The organism is Agrobacterium sp. fls2-241-TYG-188a, from assembly GCF_030209845.1.
In genome coordinates, this window is the sequence record NZ_JARVRD010000003.1 from 311,601 (window position 1) to 329,446 (window position 17,846).

Annotated in this window: 13 protein-coding genes; 10 read left to right on the forward strand and 3 right to left on the reverse strand. The window is 58.2% G+C overall.

From position 1 onward, the window contains the following. Window positions 1–94: 94 nt before the first annotated feature. A complete protein-coding gene (gene glpK, locus QRN85_RS15500) occupies window positions 95–1,588 on the reverse strand; it encodes a glycerol kinase GlpK (protein ID WP_284759180.1) in 1,494 nt (497 codons plus the stop codon). A gap of 160 nt (window positions 1,589–1,748) precedes the next feature. Here glpK and QRN85_RS15505 point away from each other — a divergent pair, with 160 nt between their 5' ends. The 8 genes from QRN85_RS15505 to QRN85_RS15540 all read left to right on the forward strand — a co-directional run bounded on the left by QRN85_RS15505 (window position 1,749) and on the right by QRN85_RS15540 (window position 13,210). Then, the gene (locus tag QRN85_RS15505; RefSeq protein ID WP_284759181.1) at window positions 1,749–2,525 is read left to right on the forward strand and encodes a 3-hydroxybutyrate dehydrogenase; all 777 of its coding nucleotides are present in this window, start codon (window positions 1,749–1,751) and stop codon (window positions 2,523–2,525) included. A gap of 24 nt (window positions 2,526–2,549) precedes the next feature. Then, window positions 2,550–4,019 carry a xanthine dehydrogenase small subunit gene (xdhA, locus tag QRN85_RS15510; protein WP_284759182.1) on the forward strand — a complete coding sequence of 490 codons (1,470 nt, stop codon included), beginning with the start codon at window positions 2,550–2,552 and terminating at the stop codon, window positions 4,017–4,019. A 3-nt stretch (window positions 4,020–4,022) separates the two neighbouring features. After that, entirely contained in the window at window positions 4,023–6,362 is a 2,340-nt protein-coding gene (gene xdhB / locus QRN85_RS15515; protein WP_284759183.1) for a xanthine dehydrogenase molybdopterin binding subunit, read from the forward strand. Between the two features lie 4 nt (window positions 6,363–6,366). Further along, window positions 6,367–7,230 (forward strand): xanthine dehydrogenase accessory protein XdhC, encoded by an 864-nt coding sequence (xdhC, locus tag QRN85_RS15520; protein WP_284759184.1) that lies wholly within the window; start codon window positions 6,367–6,369, stop codon window positions 7,228–7,230. 221 nt (window positions 7,231–7,451) lie between these two features. After that, window positions 7,452–8,345, forward strand: a complete 894-nt coding sequence (gene gcvA / locus QRN85_RS15525) for a transcriptional regulator GcvA (protein WP_284759185.1) — start codon at window positions 7,452–7,454, stop codon at window positions 8,343–8,345. Between the two features lie 100 nt (window positions 8,346–8,445). Beyond that, window positions 8,446–9,693: a urate hydroxylase PuuD gene (gene puuD / locus QRN85_RS15530; RefSeq protein WP_284759186.1), complete on the forward strand. Its 1,248-nt coding sequence runs from the start codon at window positions 8,446–8,448 to the stop codon at window positions 9,691–9,693. Then, entirely contained in the window at window positions 9,690–10,997 is a 1,308-nt protein-coding gene (guaD, locus tag QRN85_RS15535; RefSeq protein ID WP_284759187.1) for a guanine deaminase, read from the forward strand. The genes puuD and guaD overlap by 4 nt, the downstream gene beginning before the upstream one ends. 245 nt (window positions 10,998–11,242) lie before the next feature. Beyond that, window positions 11,243–13,210 carry a methyl-accepting chemotaxis protein gene (locus QRN85_RS15540; RefSeq protein ID WP_284759189.1) on the forward strand — a complete coding sequence of 656 codons (1,968 nt, stop codon included), beginning with the start codon at window positions 11,243–11,245 and terminating at the stop codon, window positions 13,208–13,210. A gap of 59 nt (window positions 13,211–13,269) precedes the next feature. Here QRN85_RS15540 and QRN85_RS15545 read toward each other — a convergent pair whose 3' ends face one another. Beyond that, window positions 13,270–14,022, reverse strand: a complete 753-nt coding sequence (locus QRN85_RS15545; RefSeq protein WP_284759190.1) for a sulfite exporter TauE/SafE family protein — start codon at window positions 14,020–14,022, stop codon at window positions 13,270–13,272. Between the two features lie 210 nt (window positions 14,023–14,232). Here QRN85_RS15545 and QRN85_RS15550 point away from each other — a divergent pair, with 210 nt between their 5' ends. Next, complete coding sequence (locus QRN85_RS15550) at window positions 14,233–15,369, forward strand: alpha-hydroxy acid oxidase (RefSeq protein WP_284759191.1); 1,137 nt, start codon at window positions 14,233–14,235, stop codon at window positions 15,367–15,369. Window positions 15,370–15,835: 466 nt separating this feature from the next. Beyond that, window positions 15,836–17,107, forward strand: a complete 1,272-nt coding sequence (locus QRN85_RS15555) for a D-alanyl-D-alanine carboxypeptidase (protein WP_284759192.1) — start codon at window positions 15,836–15,838, stop codon at window positions 17,105–17,107. Here the strand turns inward: QRN85_RS15555 and QRN85_RS15560 are convergent. Next, window positions 17,104–17,844 (reverse strand): metallophosphoesterase family protein, encoded by a 741-nt coding sequence (locus QRN85_RS15560; RefSeq protein WP_284759193.1) that lies wholly within the window; start codon window positions 17,842–17,844, stop codon window positions 17,104–17,106. The two genes, QRN85_RS15555 and QRN85_RS15560, sit on opposite strands and share 4 nt — an antisense overlap. Between the last annotated feature and the right edge of the window lie 2 nt (window positions 17,845–17,846).

The window sequence follows — 17,846 nt, forward strand, 5'->3', positions numbered from 1 at the left end:
CCTCAGACCCGCCTTCCCGGGGTCTTGCGACTTGGTGATCTGGCCGCCGGCATTTCCGTTCCAGAAGGCCAGACAATGCCGAGCGGCCCAGGGATCACGCGTTGCTCAATGTCCGCTGGACGGCCTTTTTCCAGCCCTTGATCTTCCGTTCGCGCGTTTCATCGTCCATCTGCGGTTCAAACCGGCGATCCCGTGACCAGGCGTCGGAGAACGCCTTCATATCCGGCCAGACACCGGCCTTGCTGCCCGCCAGCCAGGCTGCGCCCAGCGCCGTCGTTTCCAGTATCACTGGCCGATCGACAGGCGCATCGATAAGGTCTGACAGGCGCTGCATGGTCCAGTCGGATGCCACCATGCCGCCATCGACGCGCAGCACGGTATCGCCATTGGCGTTTTTCCAATCCTTGTGCATGGCATCCAGCAGGTCGCCGGTCTGGTAGCAGACGGCTTCCAGCGCCGCACGCGCAAATTCCGCGGGACCCGTGCCGCGTGTGAGGCCGAACATTGCGCCTCTCGCCTCCGCATCCCACCAGGGTGCGCCAAGACCGACAAAGGCAGGCACGAGGTAGACATCCTGAGCCGGATCGGCCTTTTCGGCCAGAGCACCGGTTTCCGATGCCGAACCGATGACCTTCAAACCATCGCGCAGCCACTGCACCGCAGCGCCAGCCACGAAGATGGAGCCCTCAAGCGCGTAGATCGTCTTGCCGTCCAGCCGATAGGCGATGGTCGTCAAAAGCCGGTTCTTGGAACGCACCATGTCTTCGCCGGTATTGAGAAGGGCAAAGCAGCCAGTGCCATAGGTGGATTTCAGCATGCCCGGTTCAAAACATGCCTGCCCGATCACGGCTGCGTGCTGGTCTCCCGCAACGCCGAGAATCGGGATTGGGGCACCGAAGAGTTCCTCGTCGGCAACACCGAACTCTGCTGCGCAATCCAGAACCTGAGGAAGGACGGATGAGGGAACATCGAGAATTTCGAGCAGCTGCTTGTCCCAGACGTTCTTTTCAATGTTGAACATCAGCGTTCGCGACGCATTGGTGGCGTCTGTCACGAAGGACTTGCCGCCGGTCAGGCGCCAGATCAGAAAGGTATCGACGGTGCCGAAACACAGCTCGCCCTTCTCCGCACGCTTGCGCGCGCCCTTGACCTTTGACAGCAGCCAGGAAAGCTTGGTGCCGGAAAAATAGGGGTCTAGCAGCAGGCCGGTCTTCTTGGCGAAAACCTTTTCATGGCCGTCCTTCTTCAGCTTTTCGCAAAGCTTGGCGGTGCGCCGATCCTGCCAGACAATGGCGTTGTGCAGCGGCTTGCCGGTCTCCCGCTCCCATAAAAGCGTCGTCTCGCGCTGATTGGTGATGCCGATGGCGGCAATGTCGGAAGCCTTCAAACCAGCCTTTTCCAGCGCCTGCCTGATTGACCAGACAACGCTTTCCCAGATTTCCTCCGGATCATGCTCCACCCAGCCGGAGTCCGGGAAAATCTGGCGAAATTCCTTCTGGGCCGTACCCGCAACCTGCATCGACCCATCGAAGATGATGGCCCGTGTCGATGTCGTACCCTGATCGATGGCGAGAATATAACCGCCCATGCATGCCTCCCGCAAATCAATGTCGCGCAACACAATATGCGCGGCCTGCAATGTCAAGCCACGCCGTTGTCATCAGCCCCGTGAAATCCGATTGCCACCTCCCCCGGTTTAAGCATAACCTGATGTAAATCGTTGCAACGTTATATAAAAAGGGGAACGCATGCATCGGACAGTCATCGTAACAGGCTCGACCAGCGGCATCGGCCTGGCAATAGCGCAGGCTTTCGCCAATGACGGCTGCAACGTGATGCTGAATGGTTTCGGCGACGAACACCAGATTGAAGACACGCGTCTTCTGATGGAAGCGGAAAGCGGCACTCGCATTCTTTACCACCCCGCCGACATGACCAGACCGGACGAGATTGCCGATCTGGTCAAGGTAACCCATGAAAAGCTCGGATCGGTGGACATTCTCGTCAACAATGCGGGCGTACAGCATGTCGCGCCGGTCGATGAATTTCCGCCGGAAAAATGGAATCAGATCATCGCCATCAATCTTACCAGTTCCTTTCACACCATGCGCGCGGTCATCCCTTTGATGAAAGCCGCCGGGAAGGGACGCATCATCAATATTGCCTCGGCCCACGGGCTTGTCGCCTCACCCTACAAATCTGCCTATGTCGCGGCAAAACATGGTATCATCGGGCTGACGAAATCCGCCGCACTGGAACTTGCGCAGAGCGGTATAACCGTGAATGCCATCTGCCCCGGCTATGTGCTGACCTCGCTCGTGGAAAAGCAGATTCCCGACACCGCCAGAACACGCGGTATCAGCGAGGAAGAGGTCAAGAACGATGTTCTGTTACGGCTGCAGGCGACGAAGGAATTCGTGAAGGTCGATGATGTCGCGGCAACGGCCATTTTTCTGGCCAGTGATGCGGCCAGTCAGATCACCGGAACACACATCTCGATAGACGGCGGCTGGACGGCCCAATAACAATAACGCATACGAAGGCACGGCATGAAAGACGCAATCAGCTTCATCCTCAACAATGAGAGTGTATCGCTCAACGACTTTGGTCCAACCGACACGCTGCTCGATTATCTGAGGCTGCGAAAAAGACTGACCGGCACCAAGGAAGGCTGCGCCGAAGGCGACTGTGGCGCCTGCACGGTGCTGATCGGGCGGCTGGTGGACGGATCCTTGCGCTATGAGACCGTCAATGCCTGCATTCGTTTCGTGGGCTCCCTGCACGGCACCCATATCGTGACCATCGAGCATCTGGCGGGCAAGGATGGCGTGCTGCACCCCGTTCAGCAGGCCATGGTGGATTTTCACGGATCGCAATGCGGTTTCTGCACACCGGGTTTCGTCATGTCGCTCTATGGCCTGTGGCTGACCAGCGACAAGCCGTCACGGGCCGATATCGAAAAGGCCTTGCAGGGCAATCTCTGTCGCTGCACCGGTTATGAGCCGATCATCCGCGCCGCAGAAAGCGTTACGGCCGCAAAGCCAAGCACGCTGTTCGACCCCATAGAGCGCGACCGCGCCAGCATCATGTCGCGTCTGTGGGCCATTCCGCTAAATGAGACCATTGTCGTCAGCAGCAACGGCTGTCGCACCATCATTCCCGGTAATCTCACGGAATTTACCGCCGCCTATGGTGCAGAACCAAAGGCAACCATCGTGGCCGGCTCCACAGATGTGGGCCTGTGGGTAACGAAACAGATGCGGGCGTTAAACCCTGTCATCTTCATCAATCACCTGAGCGAGCTGCAATCCATTGCGGTGGAAGAAAACGGCATTTCCATAGGCGCCGGCGTGACTTACGCCCAGGCGTTCACCGTTCTTGCAAAGCATGTACCCGCTTTCGGTCGCCTGATTGATCGTATCGGTGGCCAGCAGGTGCGCAATATGGGGACAATTGGCGGCAACATCGCCAATGGCTCCCCCATCGGCGATACGCCCCCTGCCCTGATCTCGCTTGGCGCCACCTTGACCCTGCGCTCGACATCAGGCACCCGCTCCATGCCGCTCGAGACATTCTTTGTCGATTACGGCAAGCAGGACCGCTTCGCGGGCGAATTCGTGGAGAAGATCTTCGTGCCGTTCCCGGCGCAGGACAGCCACTTTGCGGTCTACAAGATTTCCAAACGGCGGGATGAGGATATCTCGGCACTCTGCGCCGCCTATCATCTGCAACTGGGGCCAACCGGCACCGTTGACGACATCCGCATCGCCTTTGGCGGCATGGCCGCAACGCCGAAACGGGCCAACCGTCTGGAACAGGCCTTGATGGGCAAGGCGTGGAACACTGACACCATCGAAGCAGCCCGCGATGCCATCGATGAGGATTTCCAGCCGCTGACGGACTGGCGTGCCACAGCCGAATATCGGCTGCTGACCGCAAAGAACCTGCTGACCCGCTTCTTTCTCGAGACATCCGGGCAAGGCCAGGAGTTGCAACGCTTCGCGCTGGCGGAGGTGTGAGCCATGGACACAACAACATTCAAATCCGAAAAAACAGCCGTTGATGGCAAGATGCATGGCTCGTTGCGACATGATTCAGCGCATAAGCATGTAACCGGAAGTGCCGAATATATTGACGATATTCCCGAACCTGCGGGCATGATCCACGGTGCCATCGGCATGGCGGACCGTGCCCATGCAGAAATCGTGGCCATGGATCTCTCCGACGTCGAGGCCACACCGGGGGTTGTGTGGGTCATGACGGGCAAGGACGTGCCCGGCGAAAACGATGTGTCATCCGGCGGTCGTCACGACGAACCATTGCTGGCGGAAACGCTGGTGGAATTTCACGGCCAACCGATCTTTGCCGTCTTCGCCGAAAACCGTGACATTGCCCGCAAGGCAGCACGCAAGGCCAAGATTACCTACAAGGATCTGCCCCACTGGACCGACATAGACACGGCCATGGAGAACGGCGAGCCGCTGGTTACACCGGGCATGGTCCTGCAGCGTGGCGATGCGGCACTGGAGATGGATGTCGCGCCGCGCCGCCTGACCGGCTCCATGCGGATCGGTGGTCAGGAGCACTTCTATCTGGAAGGCCACATTGCCATGGCCGTGCCGGGCGAAGATGACGAGGTCACTGTGTGGAGTTCCACGCAGCACCCGAGCGAAATCCAGCACATCGTCAGCCATATCATGCAGGTGCCCTCCAATGCCGTGACCGTGCAGGTCAGGCGAATGGGTGGCGGTTTCGGCGGCAAGGAAACGCAGGGCAACCAGTTTGCAGCGCTTTGCGCCATCGCCGCCAAGAAGCTCAATCGGGCCGTCAAGATGCGACCCGACCGAGACGAGGACATGACCGCTACAGGCAAGCGCCACGATTTCCGCGTGGATTACGAGGTGGGCTTCGATGAGGAAGGCCGCATTCACGCAGTCGACGCCACCTATGCCGCCCGCTGCGGTTATTCCTCCGACCTTTCCGGCCCGGTGACGGACCGCGCTCTGTTCCATGCGGATTCCAGCTATTTCTACCCGCATGTAAAGCTTCAGTCGAAGCCCTTGAAAACGCACACCGTTTCCAACACGGCCTTTCGTGGCTTCGGCGGGCCGCAGGGAATGCTCGGGGCAGAGCGTTTAATCGAGGAAATAGCCTATGCCGTGGGCAAGGACCCGCTCGAAATCCGCAAGCTGAACTTCTACGGCCAGAAGGACTCGGGCCGTACCACCACCCCCTACCATCAGGAGGTGGAGGACAACATCATCGCCCGTATCGTGGAGGAGCTGGAGACGTCCAGCGACTATCAGGCGAGACGCCAGGCAATCATCGAATTCAACAGGACAAGCCCCGTCATCCGCAAGGGCATTGCGTTGACGCCGGTGAAATTCGGCATTTCCTTCACCATGACGGCCTTTAACCAGGCGGGGGCGCTGGTGCATGTCTATAATGATGGCTCCATTCACCTGAACCATGGCGGCACGGAGATGGGCCAGGGCCTTTACACCAAGGTGGCGCAGGTCATTGCCGACGCGTTTCAGGTGGATATCGGCCGCGTCAAGATTACCGCCACAACCACAGGCAAGGTGCCGAACACATCCGCAACAGCCGCCTCTTCCGGCACGGACCTGAACGGCATGGCAGCCTATGATGCGGCACGCCAGATCAAGGAGCGGCTGGTCAAATTCGCCATGGAAAAATGGAATGTCGGCGAAGGTGACGTCACATTCCTGCCGAACCGCATTCGCGTGGGAACGGAGGAAATCGCCTTTGACGATTTCATCAAGCAGGCCTATTTCGCGCGCGTCCAGCTTTCCGCCGCAGGCTTTTACAAGACGCCGAAAATCCACTGGGACCGCAACGCTGGCAAAGGCACGCCCTTCTATTATTTCGCCTATGGCGCCTCCGTGTCGGAGGTTTCCATCGATACGCTGACCGGCGAATATATGATGGAGCGCACCGATATTCTCCACGATGTCGGCAAATCGCTGAACCCGGCAATCGACATTGGACAGGTGGAAGGCGGCTTCATTCAGGGCATGGGCTGGCTGACGACCGAGGAATTGTGGTGGGATGCGAAGGGGCGGCTGCGCACGCACGCGCCCTCCACCTACAAGATACCACTGGCCTCCGACCGTCCGAAGATCTTCGATGTGAGGCTGGCGGAATGGGCCGAAAATGCAGAACCGACCATCGGGCGGTCCAAGGCCGTGGGCGAACCGCCCTTCATGCTGGCAATCTCGGTGCTGGAGGCGCTCTCCATGGCCGTGGCCAGCGTTGCGGATTACAAGGTCTGCCCGAGGCTGGACGCACCTGCGACGCCTGAGAGGGTGTTGATGGCGGTGGAGCGGCTGAAGCGGGTGTGAAAGCATGACGATTGCCGACACCACGCTCAGCGCCTTTCTACAGGGGAATGATTCCGTCATCCTCATAGAAATCGCGTCCGTAAAGGGTTCCGCGCCACGACAGGCCGGAACTTTTATGCTCGTTTCGCGGGATCATATCTGGCAGACGATCGGCGGCGGGCAGTTTGAATATATGGCAATCGACCATGCGCGCGCCATGCTGGCAGGCACGACAGCGATTGACAGCCTGGATATCGCTCTGGGTCCGGAAATCGGGCAGTGCTGCGGTGGCAGAACGCTGATCAGATTTTCCAAAGTCACGCCAGCCATCGCTGACGACTTGAAAAATCGCTGGCAAAGTGAGGAGGACGCCTACCCCGCTGTGTTCCTCTTTGGCGCAGGCCATGTCGGAAGGGCTCTGGCGCGAGCCATGGCGCTTCTGCCCCTCGCCGTGACCGTCGTTGAAACGCGACGGGATGAACTGGCTGGACTTCCGGAAAGCGTCACATCGCATCTGGCTGCTATGCCGGAAGCCCTGGTCAAAACCATTCCGTCGGGTGGATCGGTGGTGATCGTCACACATGATCACGCACTGGACTTCCTGATTGCGCGCGAGGCTTTGGCGCGACAAGACCTGGCCTATGTCGGGATGATCGGCTCACAAACCAAACGCGCAACCTTCGCGCACTGGCTGAGCCGCGAGGGTGCGCCGCCCTCGACGATCGAGCGCCTCATCCTGCCAATTGGCGGCAGCATCGTGAAGGACAAACGCCCGCAGGTCATAGCATCCTTGGTGGCAAGCGAAGTGCTTCACGCAATTCATCGCTTTGGCGAGGCTGCTCCCGCCCCCTTTGGCCACGACCATCCAGCAAGCCAAGATCGCGCTTGACCTGAAGCGTCGCCTCACTGGGCAGCAACACGGTGGGCCGGTCTGGTCCCGGCAGTGGCATTTGGATTGTCCGCAGGCGCGCAAACAGGGCTGACCAGACGCTGAAAGCGACTGTACGCATTTGATTTCTCCTGAGCTTTTTTGATGCTATGAGAGAGAAATGCACCTGATTTCCGGGAAAAACCAATGAAACTTTCGACGCTATGGATAAAGAGAGATTCATGAAGATGTCACGCAACGTTCCCCTGAACGCCCTTCGCGTGCTGGAAAGTGCAGCCCGTCACCTGAGCTTTACCAAGGCTGGCGAAGAGCTGGGCATGACGCAGACGGCGGTCAGCTACCAGATCAAACTGCTTGAGGACTTCATCGGTGCGGCCCTGTTCGTGCGCAAGCCGCGGCAGGTCACGTTGACATCGGTGGGTGAGCGACTGTCGCAACAGGCCAATACGGCCTTTTCGATCCTGGAGACCGCCATCGCGGAGGCAAGGACAGGAACGGGAGATGTCCTCATCGTTTCCCCCACCCCCACATTCGCGCAGCAATGGCTTGCGCGCAGGCTCGGCGTGTTTCAGGCGCGGCACCCAAAGATCGCGGTGCATCTGGCGCTCTCCAACGACATCGTCGATTTCGCCCGCGACAATGTCGATGTCGGCATACGCTGGGGCAAGGGCGACTGGCCGGGCCTGATCGGCCACCGCATCATGCGGCTGGATTTTGCGCCGGTCGTCAGCCCGCTGCTGCTGGAAAAACATGGTCCGCTGAAGACACCCGCCGACCTCCTGAAACTGACGATCATCAGCCCGAATGATGTCTGGTGGAAACACTGGTTTAGGGAAGCCGGGGTGGACGCCTCGGAGCTCGACACGCGCACCGGCAGCAGTTTCGGTTTTCAAAATCTCGAGGCACAGGCGGCCATGGCCGGTCATGGCGTGGCGATCGTCAATCCGGCCCATTTCGCCGAGGACATCGCCGCCGGTCGCATGGTTCAGCCCTTCGATCTCGTCTGCAATGATGGCCGCGACTATTGGCTGGTCTACCAGGAAAGCCGTCGAAACATTCCAAAGATCAAGGCGTTTCGCGACTGGATGCTGGAGGAGTTCCCGCCGGAGCCGTGATCCACAGTCCTTATGTGACAATCCTGCGTACAAAGCGCTGTTGCCTCTTTTCTAACGCCCAAAATTCTCGCACAGTGCGGTGCAACGTCAGGGGAACATAATGTACGAATATGCCATTGCGTGGGAATGGATGGCCCTTGCCGTCCGCTGGCTGCACGTGATAACAGCGATTGCCTGGATCGGCTCCTCCTTCTACTTCATCGCGCTCGATCTCGGTTTGGTCAAACGCGCACATCTGCCGGCCGGTGCCTATGGCGAAGAGTGGCAGGTCCACGGCGGTGGCTTCTACCACATCCAGAAATATCTGGTGGCGCCCGCGCAGATGCCGGAACATCTGACATGGTTCAAATGGGAGAGCTATGCCACTTGGCTTTCCGGCTTTGCGATGCTCTGTATCGTCTATTATGGCGGCGCGGATCTGTTCCTCATCGATCATTCCGTGCTGGAACTGACGCAGTTTCAGGCCATCTGTCTGTCGCTGGCATCGCTCGCTGTTGGCTGGGTGTTTTATGACCTTCTGTGCAAATCACCCATCGGCAACAACACCTGGGGCCTGATGGCGGTTCTTTACATCGCGCTTGTGGCGATGGCCTGGGGTTACACGCAGGTGTTTACGGGACGCGCTGCGTTCCTGCATCTGGGCGCGTTTACCGCTACCATCATGTCGGCGAATGTCTTCATGATCATCATTCCCAACCAGAAGATCGTTGTCGCGGACCTCATCGCCGGGCGCACGCCAGATTCGAAATACGGACGCATCGCCAAGCAGCGTTCCCTGCACAACAACTACCTGACGCTGCCCGTCATCTTCTTCATGTTGTCGAACCATTATCCGCTGGCCTTTGCCACCCAGTTCAACTGGATCATCGCCGCACTTGTCTTCCTGATGGGCGTGACGATCCGCCACTGGTTCAACACCACCCATGCCCGCAAAGGCAAACCCACCTGGACATGGCTGGTCACGGCGCTGATCTTTCTTGTGATCATGTGGCTCTCTACCGTTCCGAAAATACTGACCGGCGAGCAGGAAGAAAAAGCCGCGACGCTCTCGCCGATACAGCAGCGTTTCGCAAGCGACGTGCATTTTGCATCTGCGCGCGACGTGGTGCAGGGCCGATGCTCCATGTGCCACGCCGCAGAACCAGTCTGGGAAGGCGTTCCCTTCACACCGAAGGGGGTGAAACTGGAAACGGATGCACAGATTGCAGCCCATGCGCGGGAAATCTATTTACAGGCAGGCCGTAGCCATGCCATGCCCCCCGGCAACATCACGGCGATTACGCCGCAAGAACGCAAGGTGCTGACTGCCTGGTACGAGAGCGCCCTGTCCCAAGGAAAAACGGAATGACCATGCTCCTGCTGCGCGGACGCCTGCTAAGCTTCAACCGCGCACCGCACTCCATCTCTGATACGGCCAGCTATCTCTATGTGGAAGACGGGGGCCTGCTGATCGAAGACGGCAGGATCAGCGCTATCGGCGACTATGCGGACATCCGCGCCAAGGCGCCAGACGATGTCGAGGAAAAAGACTACCGCCCGCATCTCATCGTGCCAGGGCTGATCGACATGCATCTGCATTTCCCGCAAATGCAGGTCATCGGTTCCTATGCCGCAAATCTCCTTGAATGGCTCGATACTTACACTTTCCCAGAGGAATGCCGGTTTGTCGAAAGCGCCCATGCCGAGCGTATCGCCACGCATTTTTACGATGAACTCATCCGCCATGGCACCACGACGGCCGTAGCCTATTGCTCCGTTCACAAGACATCTGCCGATGCATTCTTTGCCGAGGCCATGAAACGCAACATGCTGATGGTTGGCGGCAAGGTGATGATGGACCGCAACGCCCCGCAGGGTCTGCTGGATACGCCGCAACTGGGCTATGACGAGACCCGGCAGGTGATCGCCGACTGGCACGGCAAGGGCCGCAACCACGTCGCCATCACGCCGCGCTTTGCCATCACCTCCACGCCGCAACAGATGGAAGCGACACAGGCGCTGGCGCAGGAGTTTCCGGACCTGTTCATCCAGACGCATCTTTCCGAAAATATGGACGAGATCAAATACACCTGCGAGCTCTACCCGGATGCGATCGACTATACGGATATCTATGTGCGCTATGGCCTGATGGGCAAGAAGACGCTTTTTGGCCACGCCATCCACCTTTCGGACCGTGAAGCGGATGTCCTGTCCGAAACAGGCGCCGTGGCCGTCCACTGCCCCACCTCCAACCTGTTCCTCGGCTCCGGTCTTTTCCCGATGAAAAAGCTGCAGCGCCGCGAAAAGCCGGTCCGCATCGCTGTCGCCACAGATATTGGCGGTGGCTCAAGCTATTCCATGCTGCGCACCATGGATGAGGCCTACAAAATCCAGCAGTTGCTGGGTGAGCGTCTGAACCCGCTGGAAAGCTGGTACATGATGACCCGCGGCAATGCCGAGGCGCTGTCCATGGTTGATCGCATCGGCACGCTGGAGCCAGGAACGGATGCGGATATCGCAGTTCTCAACGCCGCCTCCACTCCCGCCATGGCGCTGAAAATGGAAGTTGTCACCAGCCTGACAGAAGAACTGTTTCTGATGCTGACAATGGGCGACGACAGAACAGTAGAAGAAACTTATATTGCCGGGAAACCTCTAAAAAGCATAATTTAATATTCGAATTTATCGATATTCTCGTAGCTAAAACATGCAGATAATTTTAAGTATATTTAAATAGTACCTAAATAGTTTCCGCTCGACAGCTTTAGTCTTGAGCGCCATGACGGCATGCTCGCACTGTCATGCAAATAAATCCCCCGTACCGAGCTTTTTTGCTTCGAAGTGATTGAATCCGCCGCCCTCCCCGGCCACCCCTTCGGACGCCTCGTGTTTCGGCTAGAACCTCAAAGCGAGGACGAATGTCGTTTTTAGAAAATGCGAGCATACGCACGAAAATACTGACCTTGATTATACCCCTATGTATCGTCGGGTTGGCAGCCACTGCCTTCGTTTCCAGCAGGTACAAACAAGGGGATACTGATTACTCGGATTTCCTCGCCAAGGAAATAAAGGCGAGCATCGAAATCGCAAGAGCAAACCGCAATCTGGCGGCGACCGCCTATGGCGCCTATCAGATGATGGTCTATTCAATCAACGATCCTGCAATCGCGAAAGCATTGGATTATTACAAGGATAGCAGAACAAAGCTCTTTGAGCGCCTTGAGAAAGTTAAGGCGTTGCTGCCTGAAGAAGCTAAAAATATCGATCCCTTGATGACAAGGGCAAAAGAAATCGTAGCCCTGACGGATCGCAGTGTCGAACTGGCGCAAGCGGAAAAGGATGATGAGGCGAAAGCCCTGCTCGCAAAAGTCGACGCGCTAGTCATTCCGCTGGCGTCGGACAATGCCGCGTTTCTCGACAGGATCATAAAAGGTGTCGACGCAAAAAGCGACGAACTGACCGCACAGACCGATTCGACGATCTTCAACTCGTTGCTGGTCATCGGCCTTACATTCGCGCTCGGCATCATCGCTGCGCTCATCGTTGCAGCCAAGGGGATCACGACGCCGATTTCGGCGCTGCGGGAGCGCATGATTTCGCTTGCCCAGGGCAACGCGACGGCACCGGTGGAAGGACAGCATCGCCGCGACGAAGTGGGTCAGATGGCAAAGGCTGTCTCCGTCTTCCGCGATAACCAACTGGAACGCGCACGTCTGGAAAGTGAAGCGGCCGCAACGCGTAACCTGTCCGAGAAGGAGCGCAACGAGCGCGAAGCCCAAAAGGCGAAGGATGCGGCGGATACGCAGTTTGCCGTGGATCGGCTGGCTGAAGGCCTTGGTCGCCTTGCCGATGGCGACGTCACCTGCCGCATCAACACTCCCTTTGTCAGCCATCTCGATACGTTGCGCAACAACTTCAACGATTCCGTCGGCAACCTCAACAGCGCGCTGCGCGCGGTTGACCAGAATGCCCGTGGCATCGATGCCGGCGCAAACGAGATCCGCTCTGCTGCAGACGATCTTTCCAAGCGCACAGAACAGCAGGCCGCATCCGTCGAGGAAACCGCAGCTGCTCTGGAAGAAATCACTACCACGGTGAAGGATTCCAGCCGTCGCGCCGAAGAAGTCGGACATTTGGTTTCCAAGGCCCGTCAGGGTGCGGAAAAGTCCGGCGACGTCGTGCGTCAGGCCGTGACTGCCATGAATGAAATCGAGCGCTCCTCGGGCGAGATCACCAACATCATCAGCGTCATCGATGAAATTGCCTTCCAGACCAACCTGCTCGCCTTGAACGCCGGTGTTGAAGCTGCACGTGCCGGTGAAGCTGGCAAGGGCTTTGCCGTCGTTGCCCAGGAAGTGCGCGAACTGGCGCAGCGTTCGGCCAAGGCCGCTAAGGAAATCAAGGCATTGATCACCACTTCCGGCGAACATGTTCGCTCCGGCGTGGAGCTTGTCGGTGAAACTGGTCGTGCGCTTGAAGTCATTGTTTCCGAAGTGCAGGAAATCAACCGTCATATCCACGCGATCGTTGAATCGTCGCGCGAACAGTCGGTCGGCCTTCAGGAAATCAACACCGCCGTTAACACCATGGATCAGGGCACGCAGCAGAACGCCGCCATGGTCGAGCAGTCGACAGCGGCCAGCCACAGCCTTGCCAAGGAAGCGGCATCGTTGAACCAGTTGCTGTCACGCTTCAAGCTGGGTGACGCCGCGGTAGCGGGCCGCACAATGCCATCAGCGCCAGCGGCAGCGGCACCTGTCAGATCGGCGTCAGCCGCTTCAAAGCCAGCACCGTCTCCGGCCCGCGCACTGAGCCAGAAGATTGCTGGCGCCTTCGGGGGCAGCTCGGCGGCGGCGGTTGCGCAGAACACCTGGGAAGAATTCTGATCCATCCCGACCAGAAATCGACTTTGCGGGCGCCTCTGGCGCCCGCAGCTTTATGGGCATCAGTTCCAGAATGGTCTTGCGATCAGCTCCGTGCCTAAAGCCAGCAGGCACATTAGGAACCATCGTCTGAATCTCGCCGGGCTGACGAACTGGCGGACCCATTGGCCAAGCCACATACCAAGGAGTGCTGGCACTATGGCGAGTGTCGAAAGCCCCAGATCGTGGATCTGCAGGGCGGCCTGGGACGCCAGACCGAGCGCGAGGGCCACGGTTGAAACCGTAAATGAAAGACCGAGAGCCTGCACCAGCATATCGCGATCAAACCCCATGGACTGGATATAGGGAACGGCTGGCATCACGAAGACGCCGGTGGCACCGGTGAGAAGCCCGGTCACGAGACCGATCAGCGGCGATAGAAACCTCATCAAGTGCAGGGGCACGACAAGTGGCCGCGCCATCAGGCTATAGGCGGCATAGATGAAAAGTGCCGCGCCGAGCGCCGACGTCGTCCAACCAGCCGCCCCACCCGTCAGCAGTTGAATGCCGATTTGTGTTCCGACAACGATAGCGGCCATCATCGGCCAGAGTCGGAGCAGAATTCCGCGAAAATCCGGACCGGCGCAAAGTTGCCAGATATTTGTCACGAAGGACGGCAGAAGCAAAAGGCCCGCCGCTGCAACGGGCGGCATGAAAAGGCCGAGCAGACCCATGGCCACGGTCGGCAGCCCCATGCCGGTCACGCCCTTGACGACACCCGCCAGAACGAAAGTCACGGTAATTGCCGCCAGAAAACCAATATCGATATTCGTCATAAAATCCGTCCCGTCGCTGTCTTCCACCCTGTTTTACGTCGGCAGATTTTCCAATGTTACGGCGACGGGCGAAACATTCGCGACGCAATCGCTGCTAACGGCAACGCGCCTCAAAAACCCTCTCCAGACATCTCATCTCGATCAATTTCAGTACCATTCGCCCGCAACTTCGTGCTATGCGATTATCATTCAGATGTGAAAGTTCAATTCATGGCCAAAACGCTTACCATCGCTGATCTCAAATTGCGTGCCCAGCGCCGCGTGCCCAAAATGTTCTTCGATTACGCCGATAGCGGTGCCTGGACCGAGAGCACATATCGCGCCAATGAAGACGATTTTTCCAAGATAAAATTGCGCCAGCGGGTGCTGGTAGACATGACCGACAGGTCGCTTGCCACCGAGATGATCGGTGAGAAAGTCTCGATGCCAGTCGCGTTGTCGCCGACCGGGCTCACCGGTATGCAGCACGCCGATGGTGAGATGCTGGCCGCGAAGGCCGCAGAAGAATTTGGCGTGCCTTTTACCCTGTCGACCATGAGCATCTGCTCTATCGAGGACGTCGCTTCCGTGACCTCCCGGCCCTTCTGGTTCCAGCTTTATGTGATGAAGGACCGCGATTTCGTCAACAATCTGATCGACCGCGCCAAGGCTACCGGATGCTCCGCTCTGGTACTGACGCTTGATCTCCAGATTCTCGGGCAGCGCCACAAGGATTTGCGAAACGGGCTGTCTGCACCGCCGAAATTTACGCCCAAACATATCTGGCAGATGGCGACGAGGCCGCAATGGTGCCTGGATATGTTGCGGACGAAGCGCCGCAGCTTCGGCAACATTGTCGGCCACGCCAAGAACGTGTCGGACCTCTCGTCGCTCTCATCCTGGACCGCAGAACAGTTCGACCCGCGCCTTTCCTGGAAAGATGTAGAGTGGATCAAGGAACGCTGGGGCGGCAAACTCATCCTGAAAGGTATTCTCGATGAGGAAGACGCAATCGCTGCGGCCAACACCGGTGCGGATGCAATCATCGTATCCAACCACGGCGGTCGTCAGCTGGATGGCGCGCTTTCATCCATCGCGATCCTGCCGAAGATCGTCGATGCCGTCGGCGACAAGATCGAAGTCCATATGGATGGCGGCATTCGCTCCGGACAAGACGTCCTCAAAGCCATCGCCCTCGGCGCCAAAGGCACCTACATCGGACGCCCCTTCCTCTATGGCCTCGGCGCAGATGGAAAGAATGGCGTCACGACGGCGCTGGAGATCATCCGCAAGGAAATGGACATCACCATGGCTCTGTGCGGCAAGCGTCTTCTGACCGATGTGGATCGCAGCATCCTGGTTCAGTGACGGTCACTTACCCTTTTTGGCGCCGCGCGAGAGCGATCCAGCCCTCACAATCCTGTGAGATCGGCGCATGGAAACTGGCCTCGCGTTTTGCCGTCAGGGCAGTGATGTGGGCCCCTCACCGGTGTCGTCATGACGATAGCCAAGTGCAGGCCGCCCTCTCTTTTTCAGGCAGGAAATCGCTGAACGCAGATGGCCGAAACCCCTTGTGAACAGGGAGGTTTCGGCTGAAAGCCGGCCATGTTCCGGCGCGAGAGAGGGCGCGGATCTTCGCCCTTATTGCATCAGTCCGTTTATCAGGAGCCGCACGGGGCGTCCGTTTCTTTTCAAGAAATTTACCCGCCACCAATGGGGGTCGATTTTCATACTTAATTAAGGATGAAAGCGGTCTTTAAAGTTTGAGTGGTTTTGTTGCCTGAAAGTTTCAGTAGTTTTGGCAACGGCGAATGGACGGACAAGGGGTGAATTCATGTTGAGAACGATCAGACGAGGTATGACCGGAGCGCATTTTCTGGCTGCGGCATTCTTCTGCGCGATCCTCTCGTTCGACGCCGCCGAGGCGCAGGCGGGCTACGCACATTTCGTAATGGACGCAAACACCGGCAAGGTCCTTGCTGCCGAAAATGCAGACACGAAGAACTACCCCGCATCGCTGACGAAAATGATGACGCTCTATCTGACGTTCGAGGCTTTGCATGACGGACGCCTGACATGGAACCAGCGCGTGACGATGTCCAGACGCGCGGCAGCGGTGATCCCCTCCAAGCTATGGGTGAAAGCCGGCACGACTTTTACGGTTCGCGAAGCGGTTTACGGCATGATCGTCAAGTCGGCCAATGACATGGCGGAAGGCATGGGCGACCATCTTGGCGGCTCCCAGGCGAAATTTGCTCAGATGATGACGCGCAAGGCCCGCCACCTGGGCATGACCAGCACGGTCTTTAGAAATGCATCTGGCCTGCCAAACAAGGCGCAGGTTACAACGGCGCGTGACATGGCCAAACTCGGTCTTGCGCTTCAGCGCGACTTTCCCGAGGAATACAAACTCTTTGCCACTCGGTCCTTCAAGTTTCGTGGCAAGACGATCAACGGTCACAACAGGCTGTTGAGCCGCTATCAGGGAGTCGATGGCATCAAGACAGGTTACACCAACGCATCCGGCTTCAATCTTGTCAGCGCCGTCAATCACAATGGCCGCAGCGTCGTCAGTGTCGTGCTGGGTGGCAGGACATCCCGCAGCCGCGATAACCAGATGGTATCCCTCCTCGACCGGACTTTGCCCAAGGCATCCCGAGGAAATGAGAGCCGACAGTTGATTGCAAGTGCTAGCACGAGCCGTACCTTCGAAGTGAAGCCCGCAAGCGTACCCCTGCCCATGTTTGCACAGCGGAAAGATCCGGTGGCCATGCAGATCGCCTCCGCCTCCCCCGCACCCGTCATTCCTGACATGATCAAGACATCAGCGGTTCGCGCAACCAACTCTGAACGCAGCACCTGGGAAGTGCAGATTGCCGCAGCCGATAGTCAGGCCGCCGCTCTCTCGCTGCTTCGCAATGCCCGCCCGACGATTTCTTCCGATTACTCCGGCATCGCGCCCTACACGGAAGCGGTGAAAAGCGGATCCGCCACGCTTTACCGCGCCCGCTTTACGGGCTTCGACAGCCAGGCGGCTGCCCTTTCCGCCTGCAAGGATCTGAAGGCGAATTCCTATTCCTGCGTGGTCATGTCAAGCGAAGGCTAACCCAGCCAGCCGCTGGCGATGGCCTTGCCCAGGCGCGGCATTCCGTTGGCGCGCGCCAGCTCTCCCATGGCGGCACTGTCATAGCGAACCTGCCGGAACGAGACCTGCCAGCCATACGGCGTGTCTTCCAGAACGGCATAGCTTGCCAGCGGATGGCCGGCTTCAACCTGATGGTAGAAGGGTTCATCATCCTTCCAGCCCGGACAGCCGACACTGCCGGGGTTGACGATGAGACGGCCGTCGGACAGTTGCACGGTGCGGGCGATGTGCGTATGGCCACACAGCATTAGCGGCTGATTGATATCGGCAGCAAATGCCTCGATTTCCGGCAAGGGACGCAAATGGAGAAACCCGTCCGGATGAAGGGTCTCCAGCCAGTAATCCAGATCGTCTCTCGGCGAGCCATGGCAACAATAGGCGACATCCTTGAAAACGAGATCGAAGGGCAGCGCCTGTAGCCAGCTGAAATGATCGGACGACAGCTGCATATGCGCAGGCCGCTCCCAGTCTCCCATCATCTCAAAAGGCCGGTCGATCAGGGCGCGGTCGTGATTGCCGCGCACGGTGGCGATATCTCGCGAAACAAGTATGTCGGCGGTGCGACCCGCTTCCAGCGGACCGCTGAAGCAATCGCCCAGATTGACGATATCTGCTATGCCGAGTGTCTCTATATCTTTCAGAACGGCTTCAAGTGCCGCATGATTTCCGTGAATGTCGGCGATGGCGGCAAAAATCATGC